Source organism: Shimia abyssi (genome assembly GCF_003014475.1).
Classification (GTDB): Bacteria; Pseudomonadota; Alphaproteobacteria; order Rhodobacterales; family Rhodobacteraceae; genus Shimia; species Shimia abyssi.
Genome location: NZ_PYGJ01000011.1, coordinates 113,310 through 136,839 on the forward strand (window position 1 = coordinate 113,310; position 23,530 = coordinate 136,839).

Here is a 23,530-nt window from a genome sequence, read left to right on the forward strand (position 1 = left end):
ACGTTGACATGAGGCGAGGCGGTGTTCAAGCATGGGGTGTGAAGCTTTTGCGAAAGGTGTTTCAGGTGGACTTTGAAACGGTAGATGCTGGGACGTTTGGTAAGTCGTTGCGCGGGATAGGGTTGAACCTGTTGGTGCGTGAAGTGCCTGCGTTTTGCGCTGTGTTAGAGACGGTTTTTGACATGAAATCGTATCAAGTTACCAAGGATTTTGCGATCGTTACCTATGGCGATCAGGTATTTCAGGTGCACGCAGATGGAACCTTTCACTCCCATCCTTTGCTGGGTTTGCTTCCAGAGGCAGGTGCCCGAGGTGCTGGGCTGGAAATCCATCTCTACGACACAGACCCGGATGAAGCTGTTCGAAGAGGAAGAGACGTGGGAATGCATGTGCTTCAGGAACCCAAAGACAAACCTCACGGTTTGCGAGAATGCTATCTGCTTTGCGACAACGGTTATGCTTGGGTTGCGTCGCGGCCGCTTTGATTTGGTAGTGCTACGCCCGTCGCATTTTGGCGACTCCCCCGGAGTACTGAGAAAGATTGCGAAGACCTTTGGCGATTGATTTCTCAATGTTACTAAATACCCAAAGGGCTCAGCTTGCTGAGCCGGGCCCAACCATTTGAAACGCAGCATGCTGCGTTTCAAATGGTTGGGAGCATTACGGTTCCAGTTCTTCGAGCAGCCATGTGGTGAACGCTGTCGCGCTGGGCATGTCGGCCGCGTGCGGTGCAGAAACTAGATAATATGCTTCTTCCATGGCGACACGGTGGTCGAATGGGGCGACGAGTGATCCCTTAGCGAGGTGAGTGTGGGCAATTGTGTCATGGGCCAGTGCGATACCGGCACCGGCAGCGGCTACAGCCATTGTTACCGAGTATGTGGTTGCGTATGTGACGTGAGGATTGGGCCATTGCAGGTTTTGGTCTTCGGCCCAGCTGGGCCAGTTGCACATCAGGTTCGCGCAATCCCACAGCGAGTGGGTGTGTAGGTCGCTGAGCGCGACGGCATAGTTTGGTGCGGTTACGGGGTAATAGTGGTCGCGCCTTAGTAGGCGCGCGCGAAGGTGCTCAGCAGGGCGCAAGCTGTAGCGAATTTCAAGGTCTGCACCTTCGGCCATGTCGCGGGGTTCCCAGAGTTCGGTGCGCAGATTCAGGCGGATTTCCGGGTGGCGCGCTTGGAACCGAGCGATCCGAGGGGCAAGCCAGTGGATGGCGAACGTGATGTTGCATTGGACCTGCAACACATGCCGCTCCGGGCCAAGCACGGCGCGAGTACCACGAGAGAGTGTCCGGAACGCGTCGCGTACCACGGGTAGATATAGCAAGCCGGTGCGGGTCAGTTCCAGCGCGCGCTGGCGGCGGTGGAAGAGGGGTTGGCCCAGATGGCCTTCGAGCGCTTTGATCTGCTGGCTCACCGCGCTTTGAGTTATGTTGAGCTCCTGGGCCGCGCCGGTGAAGGACAGCGTGCGGGCTGCGGCCTCAAAGGCGCGCAGCCAGTTCAGCGGGGGAAGGCCGAGCGACATTTGCATTACCTAAGCATTAGTTGAGCTTATGAGGTACCCTTGTTTTTTTCGTTGGTAAAGGACATCGGGTTTGCGGCAGTGTTTTGGTGAAAACACTTTAGCGAAGGATGATCCGCCATGAGCGTGACAGAGTTGCGACCCAATATGGAGAATTGGCAGGAACGAGTAGACTTGGCGGCGGCGTTTCGCTGGACAGCGCGGCTGAACTTGCATGAAGGTGTCGCGAACCATTTCAGCCTGTCTATCAATGACGACGGCACCAGGTTTTTGATGAATCCGAACCAAAGGCATTTCAGTCGGATCAAGGCGAGCGATCTGATTGTTGTGGATGCGAATGACCCGGAAACGCTGGAGGGGCCAGATGCGCCGGACCCGACTGCGTGGGGGCTGCACGGCGGCATTCACCGCCATTGTTGTCATGCGCGCTGTGCCATGCATGTGCATTCGATCTTTGCGACCGTTCTGGCGTCTTTGGCGGATAGTCGGTTGCTGCCGATTGATCAAAACTGTGCAACGTTTTTTAATCGCTATGTGATTGACGAGCAATATGGCGGGCTGGCGTTTGAGGAAGAAGGTGAGCGCTGTGCCGAGTTGCTGACTGACCCCAAGGTCAAGACGATGATTATGGGCAACCATGGTGTGATGGTGATCGGAGATAGCGTCGCAGAGACTTTCAACCGGCTCTATTACTTTGAACGTGCAGCAGAGACATATATCCGCGCCTTGCAGACGGGGCAGCCGCTGCGTGTCTTGCCGGATAATGTGGCTGAGAAGACCGCGCAGGAACTGGAGGAGTATCCCGAGCAGGATGTGCGCCATTTGGCTGAGCTGAAGGCCATTCTGGACAGTGAAGGCGCCGATTACGCGACCTGAACCGACAGCGCAATTTGGGAGGAACGCGCGATGACTCATGATCTGGTGCACGATGATTTCATCAATGATGGCGAAGGGGAACGGTGGCATTACCGCCCGCCACAACCGGTTCGGTTGAACCCGCTATTTCAGTGGCCGCTCCGCGTGAAAGCGGTGTGGGATTGGTATCGTGGGGCGTGGCTGATGATCACCGCGCTAACGGTGCCGTTTGTGATTGCCCTGCTGATCTATGCCTTTGTGCTGCCACCTCTGGAGACGATGAGGACCTTTCAGGTGGGGTGGGTTTTCACGGTTTGGATGATGAACGTGATCCCTCAGACGCTTGTGGCGGGCGGGCTGCATTGGTGGCTCTATATGCGCAAGGGTCAGGGGATGACCAAGAAATTCGACAAGCGTGAGCTGACCCGCAAGAACGGCACGTTTACATTCAACAATCAGGTGCTCGACAACATCTGGTGGACATTGGGCAGCGCGATGAGCGTTGCGACGGTGTATCAATGTCTGATCTTGTGGTTGATGGCCAATGGCTGGATTCCAACGGTGACATTTGCCGAGACGCCGGTGTTCTTCGTGCTGTGGATGGCGTTGATTCCCATGTGGTCGAGTATGCATTTTTATTGGGTGCATCGGTTGGAACATCACCCAAAGCTATACAAGCATGTGCACGCGGTACATCATCGTAATGTGAACGTGGGGCCGTGGTCGGGGATTTCGAACCATTGGTATGAGAACATGTTCTATTTCACAACATACTTTGTGCATCTGATCATCCCGAGCCATCCCATGCACCTAATGTTCCATGTCTATTTTCAGCAGATCAGCCCGGTATTCTCGCATTGCGGGTTTGAAAAGCTGGTTGCCAAAGAGAGCGAGGTCGCCAAATCCGGCGACTTCTTTCATCAGCTGCATCACCGGTATTTCGAGTGCAACTATGGCACGTCAGAGATTCCATTCGACAGGTGGTTCGGCACGTTCCATGATGGGTCAGCAGAGGGCACAAAACGCACCAGGGCGCATAAGAAACAAATGTACACCAGATGAGCAAATCAGAGTGGAACCATATGCCAGATCAGGTGCCAATCCCGGTAAATCCGCTCTGGCAGTGGCCACCTGACCCGCGCGGCGTTCTACGTTGGTACTGGTCGGGTTGGTTTCCTGTATCGATCAATTTGGCCATCGTTTCGCTGGCGTGTGCCGTGTACCTATGGGCTGCGCCATCGTTGGAGCAAACCGGAACCTTGAGCTGGTGGGTGTTGGGAATCTGGGCGCGCAATCTGGTTTTGGTGGTGCTGGTCGCGCAGGGGCTACATTGGGTGTTTCATGCGGGCGGCCTGCAAGGTGGGGACAAAAAATACGATCCGCGTCCGTTTCCGCGACAGGGGCGCATGTTTACCTTTGGCGATCAATTTTGGGACAACGTGTTTTGGGCGACGGCCTCCGGGGTGACGATATGGTCAGCTTACGAAGTGTTGATCTGGTGGGCGATGGCCAACGGGTATGCGCCAGTATGGACATGGAGTGATGGCGCGGTTTGGTTTGTGGCATTCTTTTTTCTGATCCCGATTTGGGAGAGCCTGTATTTCTATTGGATACACAGGGTGTTGCATTCTGACCTGTTTTATCGGTTTCACGCATTGCACCATCGCAACACTGATGTGGGCCCATGGTCGGGGCTATCGATGCATCCGGTCGAGCATGTCTTTTATTTTGGCACTGCGCTGGTGCATTTTGTAGTGCCGAGCCATCCGATCCATCTGGTGGCACATTTGATGTTCTTTGGGCTGTATGCGATCACCTCGCATACCGGATTTGAAGGGCTGTGGGCCGCGGGGCGCAAGCGGGTGCATTTGGGTAACTTCCACCATCAGTTGCATCACCGGTATTTCGAAGTGAATTACGGCACACTGGAGGTGCCGTGGGACAAGTTTTTTGGCACGTTTCATGATGGAACCGAGGCGGGCAAGGTGATGATGAAGGAGCGGCTCAAAACGCGGAGCCGCCGGTAGTCAGGCCTGTCGAATGGCACGCGGCGTTGTGGCGAATTCGGCTTTGAAGGCGCGTGTCATGGCCGCAGGGTCTGCATAGCCGCTGCGCAGAGCGATTTCAGAGACCGAGAGGTCCGTTTCGGTGACGAGTTTGCGCGCAAGGGTGAGGCGCTGGCGACGGTAGACGGTCTGGGGGGATGCGCCGAGTTGGTCACGCATCATGGTTTCCAGCCGTTTTTGTGTTGACCCACAGCGTTTGGCAATTTGTCCAATGGGCAAAGGCGTTTCAAGGGTTTCCTGCATTAGCGCCAATGCGCGATTGACAAGCCGCCCGGTGGGTGTGGCGCCGCCACCATGAGAGCGCGCGCTGTCGCGGGTCATAAAGAGTTGGGCGACTTCAAGTGCAAGGGCCTGACCATGGGATTCGCCGATCAGGTGGAGCGTAAGGTCAAACGCGGCCATTGCACCCGAACAGGTTATGCGGTTGCGGTCGACGATGTAACGCTCGCGCTGGGCATCAACTTGGGGGAACCGTTCGGCAAAAGTGGTCAGTTCCTCCCAGTGAATTGTTGCGCGAAATCCGTCGAGCAGGCCAGCCTCGGCCAAGAGCCAGCTGCCTGTGTCCATGGCGGTGAGAGATTTGAAGCGGTGTGCGGCGGCGCGCAACGCGGCGCCTGTCGTCCAACCGCCAAGGTCGCGATAGCCGTAAGATGGCATGACGATGAGCATGTCACCTGCGGCGGCGTTGAGGCGATCATGTGGTGCTACAGGCAGGCCAGAGGAGCTGGCCACCGGGCGGGCGTCGAGCGACAGGAAGGTCCAGTCGTATAGCGCGCGGCGAGAGAGCCTGTTGGCGGCACGCATCGGTTCGATCGTGTTGGCCAGGCAATGGTTCGAGAATCCATCGAACAGAAGAACGCCCGTTTGCTGCGTTGCGGAGGAACGGTTTGACCAGATCGGCATGAAAATAATCTAATTCCGCATGATGTCGGCGCGCAAGATATTTCTAGTGGTACCACGCTAACAGGAGAGTTGTGACATGCAGTTTGGTCTGAGTGAAGAGCAGGAGATGATTGTCTCGACTGTCCGCAGTTTTGTGGAGAACGAGATATATCCGCACGAAGATGTCGTGGAGCGCAGCGGCGAAGTGCCCATTGAGGTGGCGGAGCGTATCAAGGCCAAGACACTGGAACTTGGGTTTTACGCCTGCAATTTTCCTGAAGAAGTTGGCGGTGCAGGGCTGAGCTATCTGGAATTTGCGCTGGTTGAGCGCGAGCTGGGGCGCGGGTCGATGGCGTTGACGCATTTCTTTGGGCGGCCGCAGAATATCCTGATGGCGTGCGAGGGTGAGCAGCAGGAAAAGTATTTGTTCCCTGCTGTGCGCGGTGAGAAAATGGACGCGCTGGCTATGACAGAGCCGGGTGCTGGCTCGGATGTGCGCGGCATGAAATGTGCAGCGGTGCGCGACGGTGGGGATTGGGTGCTGAATGGCACCAAGCATTTCATCAGCGGCGCGGAACATGCAGATTTCTTTATTGTCTTTGTAGCGACGGGTGAGGATCAGACACCGCGCGGACCGAAAAAGCGGATCACGACCTTTTTGGTCGATCGCGGAACATCCGGGTTCACAGTACGCGATGGGTACAAGTCTGTGAGCCATCGCGGCTACAAGAACATGGTGCTGGAATTTGACGACTGTCGTTTGTCGGATGCGCAAGTGTTGGGCGAAGTCGATGGTGGCTTTGCTGTGATGAATGAATGGCTTTATGCGACGCGGCTGACAGTGGCCGCATTTTGCGTTGGCCGTGCGCGGCGGGCATTTGACTATGCACTGGACTACGCGGCACAACGTGAGCAGTTTGGTCAGCCGATTGGCAAATTCCAGGGCGTTGGATTTCAGATTGCAGATATGATTACCGAGATCGACGCAGCGGATCTGCTGACGTTGTCTGCGGCAAGCCGTTTGGATGCTGCAGTGCCCGCAAACCGTGAAATTGCGTCGGCTAAGCTATATGCGAGCGAGATGTTGGCGCGGGTGACAGATGCAGCGATCCAGGTGCATGGCGGAATGGGGCTGATGGATGATTATCCGTTGGAGCGGTTCTGGCGCGACGCGAGGGTAGAGAGAATCTGGGATGGGACCAGCGAGATCCAGCGACATATCATCAGCCGTGAACTACTGCGGCCATTGGGTGCGTGATGCGTTCGAGGTGTTTCGGATCGCTTACGCGATCCGACCAGATGGGAGCAAGCCCCCACACCCCCAGGATATTTTGGACATAAAGAAGAAAAAGGGGGCGCCTGTCCGACAGCCCCCTTTGAAGACCCTCAAACGGGCTTCCTCACGCACGGCCATCGGCTTCCCAGCCTGTACCGCAAGAAAAAGTGTCCCACGTTAAAGTTAATGAACCATTGCTTCCTTTCGCTCTAAATATCCTCGCCGAAGGCATCCTTCACTGGCACAGATCGAGTGCATTGAGGTTTTTGAGTTGAAGTTCAAAGGGAACGTCACATGAAAATGATTGTTGAAATTGAGTATTGCACGGGATGCAACTGGCTGCTCAGAGCCGGGTGGCTAGCACAGGAGTTGTTGCAGACATTCAGCACCGACTTGGGTGGTGTGACCATCGTTCCGGGCGAAATGGGGGGAGTTTTTGAAGTGCGGGTCGGTGAGGTCCTTGTTTGGGAGCGCAAGCGGGACGGCGGATTTCCCGAAGCAAAGGAGTTGAAGAGGCGGGTGCGGGATGTGATCGACCCGGAAAAAGACCTGGGGCATGTCGATCGGAGGGATGAATGATGCATGACCTGCGAAGATTGCTGCACCCCAAAAGCGTAGCGGTGATTGGGGGCGGTGCGTGGTGCGGTGAGGTAGTGCGACAGTTGCGCAAGCTGGGATTTTCGGGCGCGATTTGGCCTGTGCATCCCAGAGCGGAGGCGGTTGGTGGCGTTGCGACATTTGCTGCTTTGGAAGATTTGCCTGCTCCGCCGGATGCGGCATTTGTTGGTATCAATCGGCACGCGAGTGTTGAAGCTGTGCGTCGGTTGGCCGGAATGGGGGCCGGGGGGGCGGTTTGTTTTGCGTCTGGGTTTTCAGAAGCCGCGACCGAGGATGCGGGAGCTGTGGATCTTCAGGCTGAACTTACCAGAGCGGCGGGTCAGATGCCGATTTTGGGGCCAAATTGCTACGGGTTGATCAACGCGTTGGACGGGGTCGCGATCTGGCCGGATCAACACGGGTGCGCGCGCGTAGAGCGAGGGGTCGCGATTTTGACGCAGTCGTCCAACATCGCGATCAATCTGACCAATCAGCGGCGGGGGGTGCCAATTTCCTATGTTGCGACATGCGGAAACATGGCGCAGTTGAGCCAAGCCGAGATTGCGCGCGCGCTCTTGGATGATGAGCGGGTGACGGCAATCGGTTTGCATGTCGAGGGGTTTTCCGAGTTGCGTGGTTGGGAGGCTTTTGCTCGGGCGGCATATGAAAAAAGTGTGCCTGTCGTCGTATTGAAGGTAGGCGCGTCTGAGCAGGCGCAGGCTGCGACGGTGTCGCATACGGCGTCTCTGGCGGGGAGTGATGCAGGCGCGGATGCGCTGATTGCGAGGCTTGGATTTGCAAGGGTGCGCGATTTACCTGTGTTTCTGGAGACGCTGAAGCTTTTGCATATGGTGGGGCCGCTCGCGTCGACGCGGGTTGCGTCGATCAGTTGCTCAGGGGGCGAAGCGAGTCTGATGGCAGACACTGCGGCGGTGGCGGGGCTTGCCTTTCCGACACTCACGGGCCGTCAGCGCGCGGAACTGGCTGAGGTGTTGGGGCCCATGGTGGCCTTGGCCAATCCACTAGATTACCACACATATATCTGGCGGGATGCGGAAAAGATGGCACATGCGTGGGGCGCGATGACCGATGATGGGACCGCGCTGACAATGTCGGTGGTGGATTATCCGCATGAAGAGCGGATGGACTGGGATTGTGCGACTAAAGCGGCCATTCAGGCGCGGGCCAAAACGGGGCGACCGTTTGCCGTTGTCTCGAGCCTGCCTGAGTTGATGCCCGGCGATGTAGCTGAGACGTTGATTGCCGGTGGTGTGGTGCCGTTCTTTGGGCTTTATGAAGCGGCACATGCGGTGTCAGCAGCCGCGCGGATCAGGGCGCCAGAGCCGATGGAGCTATGCCTTCCGGGCGTGGCGGGCGAGATGATCATGAGCGAGGCCGGCGCAAAGGCGGAACTGGCTGGGTTTGGTGTGGACGTGCCCAAACGCGTGACGGTTGGGGCCGGCGAAGACATTGTGAAAGCGGCGGAGGAGCTGCGCCCGCCCTTGGTCCTGAAAGGGCAAGGGATAGCACATAAGACCGAGGCTGAGGCCGTGCGGGTTGGTGTGATGCCTGAAGGGCTGGTTAACGCAGCGAATGACGTGCCGTGCGAAACGTTCTTGGTAGAAGAAATGATTTCTGGAGGTGTGGCTGAGTTGCTGGTTGGAGTGACGCGTGATCCTGCACATGGGTTTGTTTTGACCTTGGCGGCAGGCGGTGTTTTGACCGAGCTGTTGGAAGACAGAGTTTCCGTGTTGGTTCCCAGTGATCGGGAGAGCGTGAAACAGGCTCTATTCATGCTGAAAACGGCGAAACTACTTTCTGGGTTTCGCGGTGCTGAGGCCGCGAATCTGGATGTGATATTGGACTGTGTTGATGCGATCCAGAACTATGTGATTGCCAATTCCGCGACGCTAAGTGAGGCTGAAATTAACCCGTTGATCTGCACACCAGAGCGCGCAGTGGCGGTAGATGCGTTGATCCGCAAAGGAGAGAATGATGAGTGAAACACCCGTGAAAACCCGGCGCGACGGTGCAGTCCTCTTGGTCACGCTGGACCGGCCAAAAGCGAATGCGATTGACTTGGCGACAAGCAGAATCATGGGCGATGTGTTTCGTGATTTTCGCGACGATCCTGAGCTGCGGGTGGCGATCCTGACAGGAGGTGGCGAAAAGTTCTTTTGTCCTGGATGGGATCTGAAGGCGGCTGCGGATGGTGATGCGGTCGACGGGGATTATGGCGTGGGCGGTTTTGGCGGGTTGCAAGAGCTACGCGACATGAACAAGCCGGTCATTTCTGCCGTGAACGGTATTGCCTGTGGTGGCGGGCTGGAGCTGGCGATTTCGGGCGATATTATTCTGGCAGCGGATCACGCGAGCTTTGCCCTGCCTGAGATTCGATCGGGAACAGTGGCTGATGCGGCGAGTGTGAAGCTGCCCAAACGGATACCTTATCACATTGCGATGGAGCTTTTGCTGACGGGGCGTTGGTTTAACGCAGACGAAGCGCATCGCTGGGGACTGGTGAACGAGATTGTACCGGGCGATCAGTTGATGGGCCGTGCCTGGGAGTTGGCGCGGCTTTTGGCGAGTGGGCCTCCATTGGTTTATGCGGCGATCAAGGAGATTGTACGCGATGCGGAAGATAAGAAATTTCAGGATGCGATGAACCACATCACACAACGTCAGTTGTGCACGGTAGATGTGCTGTATGACAGCGAGGATCAGTTGGAGGGGGCAAAAGCCTTTGCTGAGAAGCGCGATCCGGTTTGGAAGGGGCGATGAACTGTAGGTGTTTGCTTTGGGGTGCGATGTTAGAAATAGGAATTTTTCAACATTGAGAAATGATTGTTGCGCTCTGGGACGACTAGTCTGGTGCGCGCCGGAAGGTGGCTAGGAAGCCGGTGTCGTCTTTGTGAGGACCAGTGGAGTTTGGGCCGTAGAAGCGCACCGCGGTTAGGGTTAGGTCTGAAATCTGAGTTGAAAGGCCGGCCAGTTTAGCCTCGAACCCGGCGGCGGCGAAGTGTTGTGCGTTGATAGAGAGAACAAGCAGTCCGCCGGGACGGGTGATGCGCACAAGCTCGTCAAATGCATCTGGGCCAACATGGCCATTGGTGAAGGTGCCGGAGCTGACAATGCCACAATAGGTGGCATCTGGAATGGGCAGCGATTTTGTAAGGTCAGCCACGATGAGTGCATGGTAAAGCGATTTGGTACGTGCGATTTCGAGCATGTCGGGCGAGATGTCGGTGGCGTCAATCGGGCCGACATTGTACTTGGCGAGTTCGACAGCGCACAGGCCGGTACCTGCGCCGACGTCGAGGATCGGGCCGTTGCCACCTGACACCGCGAAGTGATGCGCAACCTGCGCCGGCAAGATGTAGTCGGAGGATTGGGCGAAGTTGCTATCGTAGGTGTCCGCCCAATCGGCATAGAGGCGCACGGAATCCTGAGGGGTTTCGAGGCTGTAGGCGGCATCAAGGCTCGGACTGTTTTTTGGGCACATTTGGACAGTCAACGAGATGTGAGACGTAAAAACAAGAGGCGGGTACTTGTGTCTGGCGAAAGGTGGGGGCAGGTTGCGGCCATGACTGGGACTTTGCTTTCTTTGGGCCACGGATACACGGCGCGCGCGTTGGCGCGGCGTCTGGAGCCGCGGGGCTGGCGCGTTATTGGCTCGGTGCGAGACGCAGCACAAATGCCGGAATTGGAAGCTGCTGGTGTGGAGCCGATGCAGTGGCCGTTGGATTTTGACAAAGCTTTGGACGGTGTCAGCCATGTTTTGACGTCGATCCGTCCGGACAAAGATGGCGATCCTGTTTTGCGCGCTGGGCGCGATGCTTTGAGTGCGGCCGGGCAGGATTTGGCGTGGGTCGGGTATCTGTCGACGACGGGTGTCTATGGCGACATGGATGGCGGCTGGGTCGACGAGGACACGCCGCTTGATCCTGGTGGTGTGCGTGGCAAGATGCGCGTGTTAGCCGAAGCGGAATGGCACGATGTGGAAGGTCTGCCGTTGCATGTGTTTCGGCTGGCGGGGATTTATGGCCCCGGGCGCGGGCCATTTGCAAAGCTACGCAAGGGCACGGCACGGCGGATCATCAAGAAGAACCAAGTTTTTTCGCGCGCGCATGTAAACGATATTGCGCAGGTTCTGGAGGCGTCGATGAATGCGCCAAATCCGGGGCGGACGTATAATGTTTGTGATGACAGCCCGGCTCCTCCGCAGGATATTTTAACCTATGCCGCGGAATTGCTGGGGATGGAATCGCCGCCGGAAGTGTCGTTCGAAGAGGCCGAGATGACACCGATGGCGCGCAGTTTCTACAGTGACAGCAAGCGGGTGCGTAATGATCGCATCAAGGACGAGCTGGGTGTTGTGCTTGAATATCCTAACTATCGCGATGCGTTAAAGGCGATGCTCGAGCAGGAGCGGCTTACCGAATCTTAAGGTCTTGGCGGCAGCATTGGGTGTTGTTAGCGAGGAACTTTTTAGATGTTAGATTCACAAGAAGCACCGCCGCTGAAGGGACGTGAAAAGCGTCGCGCGCGGCGAGAGTGGGACAAGCTAGCGGAAGCGCACAAAGCGGTGGCCGGTGAAAAGATGACTTTGCTGGCCTCGGCCTTGCGCCGGGAGCTGGCGTTTGAGTTTGAGGCTGCGCTGGCGCGATTATGTTTGGCGGAACGACAGATCGAAGCGCGGATGGTTGCGTTTATGAAGAATGAGGTTAACGACGTTAATCTATGAGGCGCTATGAGTCAGCGTAGTTCATCGATTGGTAAGCAGCGCGCGCACCTGAGCGAGCAATTGAGTCTGATAAAGGGTGGTTTCGGTGTCGATCGTAAAGCTATTTCTGGGAAACAGAGGGTATAGTGTTTCGAGGCGTTCAAATTGGAGGAAAAGCAGATCCGAGGGTCGATCAGCGTCCATATGTCCGGGGTGCCGTTTGCGGGTAAGAAAGCGGTCCGCGGCAGTTTTCGCAGTGCAAGAGCAATGTAGCTCGGCGATGTGATCAAAACTGTGGTGCAGCCATTCCGTCGGTGTGCCGCTGGGATCATCCGGTGATGGTCGCCAGTGAGAAACGAGCACCACATGGTCGAGTTTACAGGCGGCATGCTGGAATAAGACATCGCTTTGCCGACTTAGGCGTTTTCGCGCAGCCCAGTCCGAGACGCCATGTCGATCATAGAGCGCTTCGAGAAAATCGTCTTTGTCCAGCAGCGGCCAAGATAGTGACCGTGAAATTTTGCGAGCGACTGTTGTTTTGCCGCTCGCTGGGAGTCCGGTGACGATGAGAGCTGTTTTCATCGTTCGGGTTTCTCTCAGATTGATGACAACTCGTTGACGATGGCCTGCGCCGCACCTTTGGGATTGTCGGAGCCATGAATTGGCCGTCCAACAACGATATGGTCGGCGCCGTCAGAAATGGCGGATGCGGGGGTTGCGACGCGTTTTTGGTCGCCGAGTGCTGCGCCAGTCGGCCGGACGCCGGGGGTTACGATGAGGCGATTTGTGGCTTCGGGCAAAGCGCGGATCAGGGCGGCCTCTTGTGGAGAGGCGATGACGCCGTCGGCACCGGCCTCAAACGCTTTGGCGGCGCGTTCGGTCACGACGTCCTGTATGTCGCCGGGCTTGATCAGGCTGGCATCAAGATCACCGCGATCCAGTGAGGTGAGGATGGTGACACCGAGGATCTTGAGATTGGTTCCAGCGGCACCTTCTTTGGCGGCGCGCACAACGTGGGGGTCGCCGTGGACCGTCAGGAAATCGAGGTCGAACTGTGCCAGCCCGCGCACGGCGCTTTCGACGGTATTGCCGATGTCGAACAGTTTCATGTCCAGAAATATGCGCTTGCCCATGTCCTGTTTCAGCTCATGTGCGAGCGCAAGGCCACCACCGGTCAACATACCAAGACCGATTTTGTAAAACGAAACGGTGTCGCCAAGGGATTGGGCAAGTTGAAGCCCTTGCAGTGCGTTGGGCACGTCAAGGGCTACGATCAAACGGTCGTCGGACATGAGGGCGCTCCTGAGAATGGGGATGCGCCCTTGTTGCCGCGTTGACGTGCGGCGTCAAGACCTGTGCGGTGTCAGATCAGAGTTCCGAGGGCACGATTCCGGGTGCAAAGGAGATATCTTCGCGGCCTGTGCGGTGTTCTGGCATACGGCGCAGTTGGCGCAGCGCGTCGCGTATCAGGGCAAGGCGGCCTTTGCGCCCGGTTTCCTCGGGTTCGCTGGGCACGGCGCAGAGCATGCGCACGTCTCTGTCGTCTGTGCTGAGTGAGACGACAGCGCTGAGTTCGCCGAGTGTTTGACGGTATGTCGGATTGCTAATTTGAATATCGGTGACGTACATTGCGCCCTCCATTTGTTTTGCTGCTCGTTGGGGTGATTAGGCCGGACAAATGGGGCGAAATTGGTCAGCAAGATGGGCGTTTCTAGATCGATTTTTGGGTGGCACTGCGCGGTTGACTAATTTTTTGCGAAATGGCGACATGATACCTTGAACACGCGCCAGGTGGTGCCCAAATGACACATGAGGCCCGATACTGGGACGTGCCGCTAAGCGGGCGTCAGACCAAAGCTGGGCGCTTGTAGAAGGAGAGTGACCATGGACTTGAGCAAGTTCACGGAGCGGTCGCGCGGGTTTATTCAAGCCGCACAGACCATTGCGATGCGTGAGAACCACCAGCGACTGGTGCCCGAGCATCTTTTGAAAGCTTTGATGGATGATGATCAGGGGCTTGCTGCCAACTTGATCACCCGTGCCGGTGGCGCGCCTGAGCGGGTCCGCGAGGTAAATGACGCGGCTATGCAGAAAATCCCACAAGTGAGTGGTGATACTGGGCAGCCTTACCTGGACAATACAACGGCCAAGGTGTTGGGCGAGGCAGAGAAGGTTGCCAAGAAAGCGGGCGACAGTTTTGTACCTGTCGAGCGGCTTCTGATGGCACTGGTTATGGTGAAGTCCAAGGCCAAAGATGCGTTGGAAGCAGGCGCGGTGAATGCGCAGGCGCTGAATGCCGCGATCAATGACATTCGTAAGGGACGCACGGCGGATTCAGCCAGTGCTGAAGAGGGCTATGATGCGCTAAAGAAATACGCAAGCGATCTGACGGTTGCGGCGGCTGAGGGTAAGATTGACCCGATTATCGGCCGCGATGATGAGATTCGCCGCGCAATGCAGGTTCTGAGTCGTCGAACCAAGAACAACCCAGTTTTGATCGGTGAACCGGGCGTGGGCAAGACCGCGATTGCCGAGGGTATGGCGCTGCGCATTGTGAATGGCGATGTGCCTGAGAGTTTGCGCAACAAGAAGTTGTTGTCGCTGGACATGGGTGCGCTGATTGCCGGTGCAAAATATCGCGGTGAATTTGAGGAGCGTTTGAAGGCGGTTCTGACCGAAGTCACCCAGGCGGCGGGCGAGATCATTCTGTTCATTGACGAGATGCATACGTTGGTTGGGGCAGGTAAATCGGATGGGGCGATGGATGCGGCCAATCTGATCAAGCCGGCGCTGGCACGTGGTGAACTGCATTGTATCGGTGCGACAACGTTGGATGAGTACCGCAAATACGTCGAAAAAGACGCAGCATTGGCGCGGCGTTTCCAGCCGGTGATGATTGAGGAACCGACTGTAGAAGACACGATCTCGATCCTGCGAGGCATTAAGGAGAAATACGAGCTGCACCACGGCGTGCGGATTTCGGACAGTGCCCTTGTGGCGGCGTCGACTCTGTCGCAACGCTATATCACGGACCGGTTTCTGCCGGACAAGGCGATTGACCTTGTAGATGAAGCGGCAAGCCGATTGAGGATGGAAGTAGACTCCAAACCCGAAGAGCTGGACGCGCTGGACCGGCAGATCCTGCAATTGCAGATCGAGGAAGAGGCGTTGAAGCTGGAAGACGATCAGGCGTCCAAGGATCGGCTGGAGGTGTTGCAGAAAGACCTTGCTGATTTGCAAGACAAATCGGCGGAGATGACGGCGGCTTGGCAGGCGGGACGCGACAAGCTCGCGTCGGCGCGGGATCTGAAAGAGCAGTTAGATCATGCGCGGGCTGAGCTGGAAATCGCCAAGCGAGAAGGCAATTTGGGCAAGGCTGGTGAGCTGAGCTATGGCGTAATTCCGGGGCTGGAAAAGAAGTTGGAAGAGGCCGAAGCAGTCGGCGCTGAGGCGACAATCGAAGAGGCTGTGCGCCCCGAACAGATCGCGCTGGTTGTTGAGCGTTGGACGGGAATCCCGACGTCAAAAATGCTGGAAGGCGAACGCGAGAAATTGCTCCGGATGGAAGACGACTTGCATGCTCGGGTGATTGGACAGAATAGCGCGGTGACGGCGGTCTCCAATGCTGTGCGTCGGGCGCGGGCAGGGTTGAACGATGAAAACCGCCCGCTGGGGTCGTTTTTGTTCCTTGGGCCAACGGGTGTCGGGAAGACCGAGTTGACCAAGGCAGTTGCCGAGTTTCTGTTTGACGATGACAACGCGATGGTGCGCATCGACATGTCCGAGTTTATGGAAAAGCATTCGGTTGCACGGCTGATTGGGGCGCCTCCGGGCTATGTCGGCTATGACGAGGGAGGGGTGCTGACCGAAGCGGTGCGGCGTCGCCCCTATCAGGTTGTGCTGTTTGATGAGGTCGAAAAGGCGCATCCGGATGTGTTCAACGTGCTGTTGCAGGTGCTGGATGATGGTGTGCTGACCGATGGACAAGGGCGCACCGTCGATTTCAAACAGACGCTGATCATTCTGACGTCTAACCTTGGGGCGCAGGCGCTGAGCCAGTTGCCGGAAGGCGCGGACGCAGCAGATGCGCGGCGGGATGTGATGGACGCAGTGCGTGCCCATTTCCGGCCTGAGTTCCTGAACCGTTTGGACGAGACGATCATATTTGACCGTCTGGCGCGTCAGGACATGGACGGCATTGTTGATATTCAGCTGGCCCGTTTGCGAGCCCGTTTGGCGGCGCGCAAGATCGAGGTTGTATTGGATGATGCGGCCAAGACGTGGCTGGCGGATGAAGGCTATGATCCGGTGTTCGGCGCGCGTCCGTTAAAGCGAGTCATTCAAAGGGCGTTACAAAACCCACTGGCCGAGGCGCTGTTGGCGGGCGACATCAAGGATGGCGATTCCGTGCCGGTGAGTTCTGGCGCTGAGGGGTTGATTATTGGTGACAGGGTTGGCACGAGCGACAGGCCCAAGCCAGATGATGCTGTGGTGCATTGACCTGAAAAATGTCTAGATTAAGTGTAGAGAAAGCCCTGTGCATTTGCGTGGGGCTTTTTCTTGGATAATGGATCACATTGAGACGGATTCTGGTCGCCAGTTGGCGGTAAAATGGATTGTGAGTGCGGTAAAATTGGAATTGTGAGATGCTTGAAATTCGGGAGGCTAAGCGCATCGACCTTGGCGCGATTTTGGCGCTTTATACACATCTGTCGCCGACCAATGTGCCGATAGAAACAACGCGGGCGGAAGAAATTTTTGATGCGTTCGGTGCCTATCGTGGCAGTGCGATCCTTGTGGGTGAACTCGATGGTGAGTGCGTTGCGTCTTGTGCCGTTGTGATTATTCCAAACCTGACTCGGTTGGGCCGCCCCTATGCGTTGATCGAAAACGTGGTGACCCATTCAGATTATCGCGGTTGTGGACATGGGACGCGGATTCTGGATGCAGCCTGCGCGCGCGCGTGGGACGCCGGGTGTTACAAAGTGATGTTGATGACGGGGAGCACGGAAGCGTCGACATTGGCGTTTTACCAACGGGCTGGATTTCAGCAGACAAAGACCGGGTTTCAGAAGCGGCACGTGGTTGAAAAGCCGTAACGCGGTTGGCGATGTTTGACGAAGCTGTAACGGTTCTCGCGCTAGCGTAGGCAAATGTGACTTGCCGTACAGGGGAACTTGGCTCCAGTTTGGGACGGCGAGGAATTTCCCTGAGACCCAGAAGCAAGGATTGTTAAAATGAATAATGCCATGGAGCAGGCGTTTGGTGTCGTAGAGTTTCTGGGGCTGGCCTTTGTGCTTTTGTTCGCGCTGTTGGCGCTGGCGGTTGCGGTAATGTTTGTGATTGATCGGCGGCAGACCGAGGATGCGATCCGGCGGAATTACCCGGTGATTGGGCGGTTTCGACATATCTTTTCAGAGTTGGGTGAGTTTTTTCGACAGTACTTCTTTGCGATGGATCGTGAGGAATTGCCGTTTAACCGTGCGCAGCGCGAATGGGTTGGACGGGCCGGGTCTGGGTCGAGCAATACGATAGCCTTTGGTTCGACGCGCAATCTGAATGTGCCGGGGACACCGATTTTTGTGAATGACCCCTTCCCACCGCTGGATGACCAATACGCCAAGAGCGAGCCATTGTTGATCGGGCCAACTGCGCGTGCGCCGTTTCTGGCGCCGTCGATCTTCAACATCTCGGGCATGAGTTATGGCGCGATTTCGAAACCGGCGGTGCAGGCGCTGAGCAAGGGCGCAAAGGAGGCCGGAGTCTGGTTGAACACGGGTGAAGGGGGCGTGTCGCCGTTTCATTTGGAAGGTGGGTGCGATCTTGTTTACCAGATTGGGACCGCCAAATTTGGTGTGCGCGATGACGATGGCGGTTTGAGTGATGAAAAGCTGCGCGATATTGCCGCGCATGAGACTGTTCGCATGTTCGAGATCAAGATGGCACAAGGAGCCAAGCCCGGTAAGGGCGGGATATTGCCCGGTGAAAAAGTCACTGAAGAAATTGCAAAAATCAGGGGCCTCAAGGTGGGGCAGGATGGGATATCGCCGAACCGGCATCGGGAGATCGATAATTTTGACCATCTGCTCGACATGATCTGCCATATTCGGGATGTTACGGGCAAACCTGTTGGGATTAAAACGGTTGTCGGAGCCGAAGAATCCTTCCGCGAACTGTTTGAGACGATCGCACGGCGCGGCGCGGATTCAGCGCTGGATTTCATCACAATTGATGGCGGTGAAGGCGGGACCGGTGCCGCTCCGATGCCGCTGATTGATCTGGTTGGATTGCCGGTACGAGAGGCGCTGCCGCTGGTGGCGAACCTGCGGGCCGAGTTTGATCTGAACAACCGCATTCGTCTGGTTGCGAGCGGCAAGCTGGTCAATCCGGGTGACATTGCATGGGCACTGGCGGCGGGGGCGGATTTTGTTACCTCTGCACGCGGATTCATGTTCTCGCTCGGATGTATTCAGGCGCTGAAATGCAACAAGAACACATGCCCGACCGGGATCACGACCCATGATCCGAGGTTCCAAAAGGGGCTGGTGGTTGAACAGAAATACAAGCGTGTGGCGCGGTATGCGAAAGCGATTGTCAAAGAAGTTGAGACGATCTCGCATTCGGTGGGCGTGCCAGAGCCACGCAAGCTGCGCCGCCGCCATGTGCGGCTGGTGCAGCCCAACGGGCGGTCTGTGCCAATGAACGAGATTTATCCGGGGTATGTTGCCACGGATGGGTCCTTATAATTTGCTTTGGTTGAGCGCGGCGGAACTAGTGTCCGCCACCGCCTAGAAGACCAACGCCTGACAGAATGGACCCGAACACTTTGAGGCGCAGGCCGGCGGCCTTGATCATTCCGGTGCCAGCAACCACGTGGCCAAAGAGGCCGTCAATATTGCTGGTGTAGGTTTGCACAATGCACCCCGAACCGTCGATTAGCATATCTTCGTGCTCGGGGTAGACCGGATCAAGCAGTACCATCAGTGTGCCGCGCTGAACCGCGCCGCCCATGTCGAGCAGGCGCGAGTCTGGCTGGACCTGACCGGTGGCGATGGCGGGTTGGATCGAGAAGACATGCGCGGGCATAACCGAATTGCGGAAACCCAGGTTGGCGTTGCTTTCGCACGCTACTTCGGCAGGCATACCGGGATAAAGTGTGTCGCCCGCAACTTGATTAAACCCGGCGGCAACACGGATTGGCACATCAGGGTCGCGATCTGGAATGATGATCATGGCCGGGCGCAGAACCAGTGTGGTGGCGGGGCTGCCAACATTGAGCGAAAGCTGCGTGATTTCGCCACCTGTCAGACTGTGCACTTCGGTAAAGTTGAGCGCGGTTTGCGCGGAATCGACCGCTGCCTCGGCGGCATTGATGCGCGCAGGCAGAGACTCGCTGATTTCGATCCGGGCCAGATCAAGCGTTGCCTCTGCGGCGCGAAGCTCGGCCTCGGTTGCGGCGACGGCTGTTTGCAGGTCGAGCACGGCGTCAGCTGTTCCGGCACCACGTTGGAGCAAGGTCTGGGCGTCCTTTAGATCATCCTGTAGACGTTTGAGTTCGGCTGTGGCCTCTTCGACAGTGGATTGGGCAACGATCTGGTTGTCCTTGGCAATCGCTTCTTCGGCGTCAAGCAGATCAAGCTGCGCCTTCGCTTCGGACAGGGCAGCGGTTTGCGCGCTGTTTTCGATGCGAAACAGCAGGTCGCCCACTTCGACGCGCTGGCCGTTCTCCACAGCGATTTCGGTGACCGGGCCAGATGTTTGTGCCACGACAGACACCGTTCGAAAGGGGACGACGCCCGCATAAGTCTTGGGGTGATAGTAAAAGATCGTCAGGAACAGGGCGAACGCCATCAGGGCCCAGAGAAATACAGCAGTTTTCATGTTCCAGACGGTCATGGATTCGCCGCGTCGTTTTAGAAGGAAATACTGAATAACGGCGGGGAAGGAGGTGATCATGAGCTCAAACATTGGCGCTCTCCTCCTTTTCTGTATTTGGTGCCGGATCGTGTGGTGGTTCCGGCTTGTCAATGTGAACGGCGTCTTTTCCAAAATTCAGATGGAAGCGCGACCAGTCGGCCATGAGGGCGATCAGGATCGCGCTAAGTGGCAGAAGAATGTGAAAGTGGTTGAGTGGGAACAGTTCATAGAGCAATGCAATGGCAAGTAACGTCGGAATGGTTTTGGCGAGTGGCGTTCCCTGTGACTTGTGCTCGGCCCAACGATCAAAAGCGGCGTACAGGTAAACAAGCAAATATAGACCGCCAACAAGGATCACGATTGCGACGACCGCGAAGAAATCACCCTCGCCCGGCGGAACGAACCAGTTTGGGGCGGCGTGCTCGGCTGTGTTCTCTGTACTCATAGAATGACTCTCATCAATACCCATCAACGGTTGCTCAATGGCAATTTGGATAGGGTTTAGTCGCTCATTTCCGTTTCGTCTACGGAATTGGCCGAGAGGTGCTGCGGTCCAAACGGTGAAGCAATCGAAAGGTCAGGTTAAGCGCAGTTTTTAGTCCTGTGGGCTTTAATGTGCATAAAACGTTACAAGTTGCCCACGTCATCGTGAGTCGACGTCATTGGCGGAAGCGTGGAACAGTCGGGTAAGACCCAAAGCCAAGAGCGCAATTCATTGATGGAGGATTCCGATGGCCAAGCGTTGGACAAACGACCTGACACATGCGGATGTCACACCAGAGGCGGCATATTTGAACCGCCGTCAGATCATGGCAGGGTTGACCGGGTTTGGATTGGCCGGGCTTGTAGGAACTGGCGCGCGCGCCAGTGCCGAATTGGAGCCAACCGATTGGGACGTGATAACCCAATACAACAACTTTTATGAGTTCGGCACCGGCAAAGATGACCCGGCCGCGCGCGCTCATGCGTTGACCACCAGCCCGTGGACGATCAAGATTGATGGTTTGGTCGATCGTCCGGGCGACTATTCGTTTGATGACATTATGTCGAAGATGACCATCGAGGAGCGCATCTATCGGTTCCGCTGTGTTGAAGCATGGTCGATGGTGGTTCCTTGGAACGGATTCGAGCTTAAAGACCTGTTGGATCTGGCAGGCGTCAAATCAGAAGCAAAATATGTGGCGATGGAGACGCTTTATCGCCCCGAAGAGATGCCGGGCCAGCGTTTGCCATTTTTGGAGTGGCCGTATGTTGAGGGGCTGCGCTTGGACGAGGCGATGCATCCGCTGACGATCATGGCGACCGGGATTTACGGCAAGACGATCCCGAACCAGAACGGCGCACCCCTGCGGTTGGTGGTGCCTTGGAAATACGGATTTAAGTCGATCAAGTCGGTTGTACGGATCACGCTAACAGATAAAGAGCCGCCGACCAGCTGGAACCGGGCGATTTCGAGCGAATACAAGTTCTACAGCAACGTGAACCCCGAAGTGGATCACCCACGTTGGAGTCAGGCGAGCGAACGCCCGATTGGCGGTGGCTTGTTTGCAAAACGCCAACCGACACTTATGTTTAATGGATATGAGGAGGAGGTCGCCCAGATGTATGAAGGTATGGACCTGAGGGTGCATTTTTGAGTGTAGAGACAAAGTCTCTTATTTGCTGTCCCAACTGTGGACATGAACAGGTGTTCGAAATGCCAACGGACACCTGCCAGTTCTTTCTCGAATGCCCGAGTTGTGAGAACTTGTTAAAGCCTCTGCCGGGCGATTGCTGTGTTTTTTGTTCTTACGGCACTGTGCCCTGCCCACCTGTTCAGTTAGGTGAAGAGTGCGGGTGAGCGGGGTTAGTTGCCAAGCTGGCGGCGCAGAATCGTCATTGGTACGATCATTCCGTTATTCACATTGGTATCGGCGGCATCCTGAAGCATGGAAATAATGACGTCGCGATGGGACATATACATAGGAATGTGCAGCGGTTTTTGATTGGTGAATCGTGCGACCAATATGGGCCGTTTATGATGCAGTTGAATGTCGATCAGATCGTCGAGTGCGCGCACCTCTCGGGTCATGTTCAATCCATAGTATGCAACCACACCGTTTCCCCAGACAACACGCTGTTGAAACAACAGCATAGACCAGAAATAGCCAAAGAGCAGGCCAAGCACAGTATAGACAGCAACCTGCGCAGTGGGACTGGACATCCCAATCGCATTGAAAGCGCCGGTCGTATTGCCACCCAGCAGAATGAACAAAGCCAAAAGTGGCGCGAACAAGCGCATGTTCCAAGCGGGGCGCAGCTCAGTCAGACCGTTCCCCAAATCAATGGGTCCGGAATGCTTAAAGCTGGACAATGTGGGGCTGGAGACGGATTCAAGGCTACCGTCGCGGGCATGCACCGAAGTAACATCGCGAGAACGCAGCCAACGGGCGACACCAAACGCGACAAGCCAAGAACCTGTGATGGTGATTACAAGTGAGAGCAAATGCAGGTCGAAACTCATGAATAGAGAACCTTTTAAAAAGAACGTAAGTCAAATGCCGCGAATTGCGGGTGTGTGCTCTGAGTGTTGCATCGGTAATCCGGCTGAATTTAGGCGAAGTGGCGTTGAAGTTCTGATTTCCATTCCCGGTTTTGGCCCGTTTGGTAAATCAAAGGTAAACCATGATTGACTTGTTAAACGCAGCGGCACGCAAAGTGCCGAGCTGGGTGCTCTATATAGTGGCCGCTCTTTACCCCACATTTTTGTTCTATCAAGGTCTGACTGGCGGGCTGGGGGTAGATCCGGTCAAAGCGATGGAGCACGAGATGGGACGAAAGGGCCTTCAGGTTTTGATCCTGACCCTGAGTATCACACCACTTCGCCGGTATTTGGGTGTGAACTTCATGAAGTTCCGTCGCGCAACCGGACTGATCGCGTTTTTCTATATAGGACTGCACCTACTAGTATGGTTGGTTCTAGACGTGCAGATTCCGTCCGAAATCTGGGCGGATATTCTGAAGCGCCCGTATGTCACTATCGGTATGGTAGGGTTCATTGTGCTTTTGCCCTTGGCCATAACGTCCAACAATTGGTCGGTTCGTCGGCTCGGGCGCAATTGGCACGTGCTCCATAAGTTGACTTATGTCGCGATTGTTCTGGGGGCGGTACACTTTCTAATGCTGGCGAAAGGATTTCAGTATGAGCCGATTATCTATTTGGTCGTCGTCGCCTTCCTGCTGGCGCTGAGATTGATCCCACGCAGGCGACTGGTGCGGGCCTGAAGTCAGGAAATGGGTGATTCATCTATAAGTTGGCGACCTGCGGTAAGCGAAACAGCTCCGAACTGATTCATTTGGCAATTCCTGAGAGACTCAGGTCGAGAGTCGGACCGAGATCGGCATTGCTCACCTGATTCAAGGGAATCTATCGCCGAGTCCCAGGCTGAATCGCATCACTCTGTGGGTAGTTCTGTGGATAAGTGCAAGTGCAGCATTTTTTCGAACGAACCACCAGTAATAAAGTTGCGCGAAGGGGTTCATTTTTGAAATGAGTGGCGCGTAACTTACTCACTTCATGGGGAAATTCAGAAAAGCGCACAAATATTGAGTTTTTTGTAAAAAGGGGTTGCGGGTTTTGATTGGTAACTTTAGAACCCCCCTTACCGGCGGCGCTGAGGCGCGGTTGGGGCGCCAGACGGAGCGGCGGACGAG

Annotated in this window: 25 protein-coding genes; 16 read left to right on the plus strand and 9 right to left on the minus strand. The window is 56.1% G+C overall.

Annotated elements, in window-relative coordinates:
• The first annotated feature begins 65 nt into the window (after positions 1-65).
• A complete protein-coding gene (locus CLV88_RS15840; RefSeq protein WP_106609415.1) occupies positions 66-485 on the plus strand; it encodes a VOC family protein in 420 nt (139 codons plus the stop codon).
• 175 nt (positions 486-660) lie between these two features.
• On the opposite strand, the gene CLV88_RS15845 is transcribed toward CLV88_RS15840, so the two are convergent.
• Positions 661-1,524 (minus strand): LysR substrate-binding domain-containing protein, encoded by an 864-nt coding sequence (locus CLV88_RS15845; protein WP_106609416.1) that lies wholly within the window; start codon positions 1,522-1,524, stop codon positions 661-663.
• A gap of 117 nt (positions 1,525-1,641) precedes the next feature.
• Here CLV88_RS15845 and CLV88_RS15850 point away from each other — a divergent pair, with 117 nt between their 5' ends.
• Genes CLV88_RS15850 through CLV88_RS15860 form a run of 3 tightly spaced genes read left to right on the plus strand, consistent with a single transcriptional unit; the run spans position 1,642 to position 4,403 of the window.
• On the plus strand, positions 1,642-2,397 hold the full coding sequence (locus tag CLV88_RS15850; RefSeq protein ID WP_106609383.1) for a class II aldolase and adducin N-terminal domain-containing protein: 756 nt from the start codon (positions 1,642-1,644) through the stop codon (positions 2,395-2,397).
• Between the two features lie 30 nt (positions 2,398-2,427).
• Entirely contained in the window at positions 2,428-3,438 is a 1,011-nt protein-coding gene (locus CLV88_RS15855) for a sterol desaturase family protein (RefSeq protein WP_106609384.1), read from the plus strand.
• A complete protein-coding gene (locus CLV88_RS15860; protein ID WP_106609385.1) occupies positions 3,435-4,403 on the plus strand; it encodes a sterol desaturase family protein in 969 nt (322 codons plus the stop codon). Before CLV88_RS15855 ends, CLV88_RS15860 begins: the two co-directional genes overlap by 4 nt.
• On the opposite strand, the gene CLV88_RS15865 is transcribed toward CLV88_RS15860, so the two are convergent.
• On the minus strand, positions 4,404-5,345 hold the full coding sequence (locus CLV88_RS15865; RefSeq protein WP_106609386.1) for a GlxA family transcriptional regulator: 942 nt from the start codon (positions 5,343-5,345) through the stop codon (positions 4,404-4,406). It abuts the gene before it with no gap.
• Between the two features lie 76 nt (positions 5,346-5,421).
• Between CLV88_RS15865 and CLV88_RS15870 the strand changes: the two genes are divergently transcribed.
• The 4 genes from CLV88_RS15870 (at position 5,422) to CLV88_RS15885 (ending at position 9,978) form a co-directional block, all read left to right on the plus strand.
• Positions 5,422-6,582: an acyl-CoA dehydrogenase family protein gene (locus CLV88_RS15870; RefSeq protein ID WP_106609387.1), complete on the plus strand. Its 1,161-nt coding sequence runs from the start codon at positions 5,422-5,424 to the stop codon at positions 6,580-6,582.
• A gap of 312 nt (positions 6,583-6,894) precedes the next feature.
• Complete coding sequence (locus CLV88_RS15875; RefSeq protein ID WP_106609388.1) at positions 6,895-7,179, plus strand: Rdx family protein; 285 nt, start codon at positions 6,895-6,897, stop codon at positions 7,177-7,179.
• Positions 7,176-9,200, plus strand: coding sequence for an acetate--CoA ligase family protein (locus tag CLV88_RS15880; protein ID WP_106609389.1), 2,025 nt, complete (start codon positions 7,176-7,178; stop codon positions 9,198-9,200). The genes CLV88_RS15875 and CLV88_RS15880 overlap by 4 nt, the downstream gene beginning before the upstream one ends.
• Positions 9,193-9,978, plus strand: coding sequence for a carnitinyl-CoA dehydratase (locus tag CLV88_RS15885; protein WP_106609390.1), 786 nt, complete (start codon positions 9,193-9,195; stop codon positions 9,976-9,978). Before CLV88_RS15880 ends, CLV88_RS15885 begins: the two co-directional genes overlap by 8 nt.
• 82 nt (positions 9,979-10,060) lie before the next feature.
• On the opposite strand, the gene CLV88_RS15890 is transcribed toward CLV88_RS15885, so the two are convergent.
• Positions 10,061-10,699 (minus strand): class I SAM-dependent DNA methyltransferase, encoded by a 639-nt coding sequence (locus CLV88_RS15890; RefSeq protein ID WP_106609391.1) that lies wholly within the window; start codon positions 10,697-10,699, stop codon positions 10,061-10,063.
• 81 nt (positions 10,700-10,780) lie between these two features.
• Between CLV88_RS15890 and CLV88_RS15895 the strand changes: the two genes are divergently transcribed.
• Together CLV88_RS15895 and CLV88_RS15900 are read left to right on the plus strand one after the other, a co-directional pair.
• Positions 10,781-11,644, plus strand: coding sequence for an SDR family oxidoreductase (locus CLV88_RS15895; protein WP_106609392.1), 864 nt, complete (start codon positions 10,781-10,783; stop codon positions 11,642-11,644).
• A 45-nt stretch (positions 11,645-11,689) separates the two neighbouring features.
• Positions 11,690-11,941: a hypothetical protein gene (locus CLV88_RS15900; protein ID WP_106609393.1), complete on the plus strand. Its 252-nt coding sequence runs from the start codon at positions 11,690-11,692 to the stop codon at positions 11,939-11,941.
• A 21-nt stretch (positions 11,942-11,962) separates the two neighbouring features.
• Here CLV88_RS15900 and CLV88_RS15905 read toward each other — a convergent pair whose 3' ends face one another.
• The 3 genes from CLV88_RS15905 to CLV88_RS15915 all read right to left on the minus strand — a co-directional run bounded on the left by CLV88_RS15905 (position 11,963) and on the right by CLV88_RS15915 (position 13,549).
• The gene (locus CLV88_RS15905) at positions 11,963-12,502 is read right to left on the minus strand and encodes a P-loop nucleotide/nucleoside kinase family protein (protein ID WP_106609394.1); all 540 of its coding nucleotides are present in this window, start codon (positions 12,500-12,502) and stop codon (positions 11,963-11,965) included.
• A 14-nt stretch (positions 12,503-12,516) separates the two neighbouring features.
• Positions 12,517-13,212 (minus strand): orotidine-5'-phosphate decarboxylase, encoded by a 696-nt coding sequence (gene pyrF / locus CLV88_RS15910; RefSeq protein ID WP_106609395.1) that lies wholly within the window; start codon positions 13,210-13,212, stop codon positions 12,517-12,519.
• 76 nt (positions 13,213-13,288) lie between these two features.
• Complete coding sequence (locus CLV88_RS15915; RefSeq protein WP_133169979.1) at positions 13,289-13,549, minus strand: hypothetical protein; 261 nt, start codon at positions 13,547-13,549, stop codon at positions 13,289-13,291.
• Between the two features lie 255 nt (positions 13,550-13,804).
• Here CLV88_RS15915 and clpB point away from each other — a divergent pair, with 255 nt between their 5' ends.
• From clpB to CLV88_RS15930, 3 genes are all read left to right on the plus strand, one after another.
• A complete protein-coding gene (gene clpB, locus CLV88_RS15920; protein ID WP_106609397.1) occupies positions 13,805-16,420 on the plus strand; it encodes an ATP-dependent chaperone ClpB in 2,616 nt (871 codons plus the stop codon).
• A 146-nt stretch (positions 16,421-16,566) separates the two neighbouring features.
• Entirely contained in the window at positions 16,567-17,019 is a 453-nt protein-coding gene (locus tag CLV88_RS15925) for a GNAT family N-acetyltransferase (RefSeq protein ID WP_106609398.1), read from the plus strand.
• A gap of 150 nt (positions 17,020-17,169) precedes the next feature.
• A complete protein-coding gene (locus CLV88_RS15930) occupies positions 17,170-18,666 on the plus strand; it encodes an FMN-binding glutamate synthase family protein (RefSeq protein WP_106609417.1) in 1,497 nt (498 codons plus the stop codon).
• Between the two features lie 25 nt (positions 18,667-18,691).
• On the opposite strand, the gene CLV88_RS15935 is transcribed toward CLV88_RS15930, so the two are convergent.
• Complete coding sequence (locus CLV88_RS15935) at positions 18,692-19,888, minus strand: HlyD family secretion protein (protein WP_106609399.1); 1,197 nt, start codon at positions 19,886-19,888, stop codon at positions 18,692-18,694.
• Positions 19,881-20,306 (minus strand): hypothetical protein, encoded by a 426-nt coding sequence (locus CLV88_RS15940; RefSeq protein WP_106609400.1) that lies wholly within the window; start codon positions 20,304-20,306, stop codon positions 19,881-19,883. Before CLV88_RS15940 ends, CLV88_RS15935 begins: the two co-directional genes overlap by 8 nt.
• Positions 20,307-20,568: 262 nt before the next feature.
• Between CLV88_RS15940 and msrP the strand changes: the two genes are divergently transcribed.
• Positions 20,569-21,474, plus strand: coding sequence for a protein-methionine-sulfoxide reductase catalytic subunit MsrP (gene msrP / locus CLV88_RS15945; protein WP_106609401.1), 906 nt, complete (start codon positions 20,569-20,571; stop codon positions 21,472-21,474).
• Positions 21,471-21,677 (plus strand): GDCCVxC domain-containing (seleno)protein, encoded by a 207-nt coding sequence (locus CLV88_RS23590; RefSeq protein ID WP_106609402.1) that lies wholly within the window; start codon positions 21,471-21,473, stop codon positions 21,675-21,677. The genes msrP and CLV88_RS23590 overlap by 4 nt, the downstream gene beginning before the upstream one ends.
• Before the next feature lie 6 nt (positions 21,678-21,683).
• On the opposite strand, the gene CLV88_RS15955 is transcribed toward CLV88_RS23590, so the two are convergent.
• Positions 21,684-22,340 (minus strand): hypothetical protein, encoded by a 657-nt coding sequence (locus CLV88_RS15955; RefSeq protein WP_106609403.1) that lies wholly within the window; start codon positions 22,338-22,340, stop codon positions 21,684-21,686.
• 161 nt (positions 22,341-22,501) lie between these two features.
• Between CLV88_RS15955 and msrQ the strand changes: the two genes are divergently transcribed.
• Positions 22,502-23,101 (plus strand): protein-methionine-sulfoxide reductase heme-binding subunit MsrQ, encoded by a 600-nt coding sequence (gene msrQ / locus CLV88_RS15960; protein WP_106609404.1) that lies wholly within the window; start codon positions 22,502-22,504, stop codon positions 23,099-23,101.
• Positions 23,102-23,530: the final 429 nt, after the last annotated feature.

Bases quoted from the DNA above. Each gene is read 5' to 3' on its own strand.
- CLV88_RS15875 (WP_106609388.1), top strand. From the start codon at position 6,895: ATGAAAATGATTGTTGAAATTGAGTATTGCACGGGATGCAACTGGCTG.
- CLV88_RS15930 (WP_106609417.1), top strand. From the start codon at position 17,170: ATGGAGCAGGCGTTTGGTGTCGTAGAGTTTCTGGGGCTGGCCTTTGTG.
- CLV88_RS15850 (WP_106609383.1), top strand. From the start codon at position 1,642: ATGAGCGTGACAGAGTTGCGACCCAATATGGAGAATTGGCAGGAACGA.
- CLV88_RS15925 (WP_106609398.1), top strand. From the start codon at position 16,567: ATGCTTGAAATTCGGGAGGCTAAGCGCATCGACCTTGGCGCGATTTTG.
- CLV88_RS15955 (WP_106609403.1), bottom strand. From the start codon at position 22,340: ATGAGTTTCGACCTGCATTTGCTCTCACTTGTAATCACCATCACAGGT.
- CLV88_RS15915 (WP_133169979.1), bottom strand. From the start codon at position 13,549: ATGTACGTCACCGATATTCAAATTAGCAATCCGACATACCGTCAAACA.
- CLV88_RS15870 (WP_106609387.1), top strand. From the start codon at position 5,422: ATGCAGTTTGGTCTGAGTGAAGAGCAGGAGATGATTGTCTCGACTGTC.
- CLV88_RS15845 (WP_106609416.1), bottom strand. From the start codon at position 1,524: ATGTCGCTCGGCCTTCCCCCGCTGAACTGGCTGCGCGCCTTTGAGGCC.
- CLV88_RS15895 (WP_106609392.1), top strand. From the start codon at position 10,781: ATGACTGGGACTTTGCTTTCTTTGGGCCACGGATACACGGCGCGCGCG.
- CLV88_RS15880 (WP_106609389.1), top strand. From the start codon at position 7,176: ATGATGCATGACCTGCGAAGATTGCTGCACCCCAAAAGCGTAGCGGTG.
- clpB (WP_106609397.1), top strand. From the start codon at position 13,805: ATGGACTTGAGCAAGTTCACGGAGCGGTCGCGCGGGTTTATTCAAGCC.
- msrQ (WP_106609404.1), top strand. From the start codon at position 22,502: ATGATTGACTTGTTAAACGCAGCGGCACGCAAAGTGCCGAGCTGGGTG.
- CLV88_RS15890 (WP_106609391.1), bottom strand. From the start codon at position 10,699: ATGTGCCCAAAAAACAGTCCGAGCCTTGATGCCGCCTACAGCCTCGAA.
- CLV88_RS15935 (WP_106609399.1), bottom strand. From the start codon at position 19,888: ATGTTTGAGCTCATGATCACCTCCTTCCCCGCCGTTATTCAGTATTTC.
- pyrF (WP_106609395.1), bottom strand. From the start codon at position 13,212: ATGTCCGACGACCGTTTGATCGTAGCCCTTGACGTGCCCAACGCACTG.
- CLV88_RS15905 (WP_106609394.1), bottom strand. From the start codon at position 12,502: ATGAAAACAGCTCTCATCGTCACCGGACTCCCAGCGAGCGGCAAAACA.
- CLV88_RS15900 (WP_106609393.1), top strand. From the start codon at position 11,690: ATGTTAGATTCACAAGAAGCACCGCCGCTGAAGGGACGTGAAAAGCGT.
- CLV88_RS15855 (WP_106609384.1), top strand. From the start codon at position 2,428: ATGACTCATGATCTGGTGCACGATGATTTCATCAATGATGGCGAAGGG.
- msrP (WP_106609401.1), top strand. From the start codon at position 20,569: ATGGCCAAGCGTTGGACAAACGACCTGACACATGCGGATGTCACACCA.
- CLV88_RS15885 (WP_106609390.1), top strand. From the start codon at position 9,193: ATGAGTGAAACACCCGTGAAAACCCGGCGCGACGGTGCAGTCCTCTTG.
- CLV88_RS15860 (WP_106609385.1), top strand. From the start codon at position 3,435: ATGAGCAAATCAGAGTGGAACCATATGCCAGATCAGGTGCCAATCCCG.
- CLV88_RS15865 (WP_106609386.1), bottom strand. From the start codon at position 5,345: ATGCCGATCTGGTCAAACCGTTCCTCCGCAACGCAGCAAACGGGCGTT.
- CLV88_RS15940 (WP_106609400.1), bottom strand. From the start codon at position 20,306: ATGGGTATTGATGAGAGTCATTCTATGAGTACAGAGAACACAGCCGAG.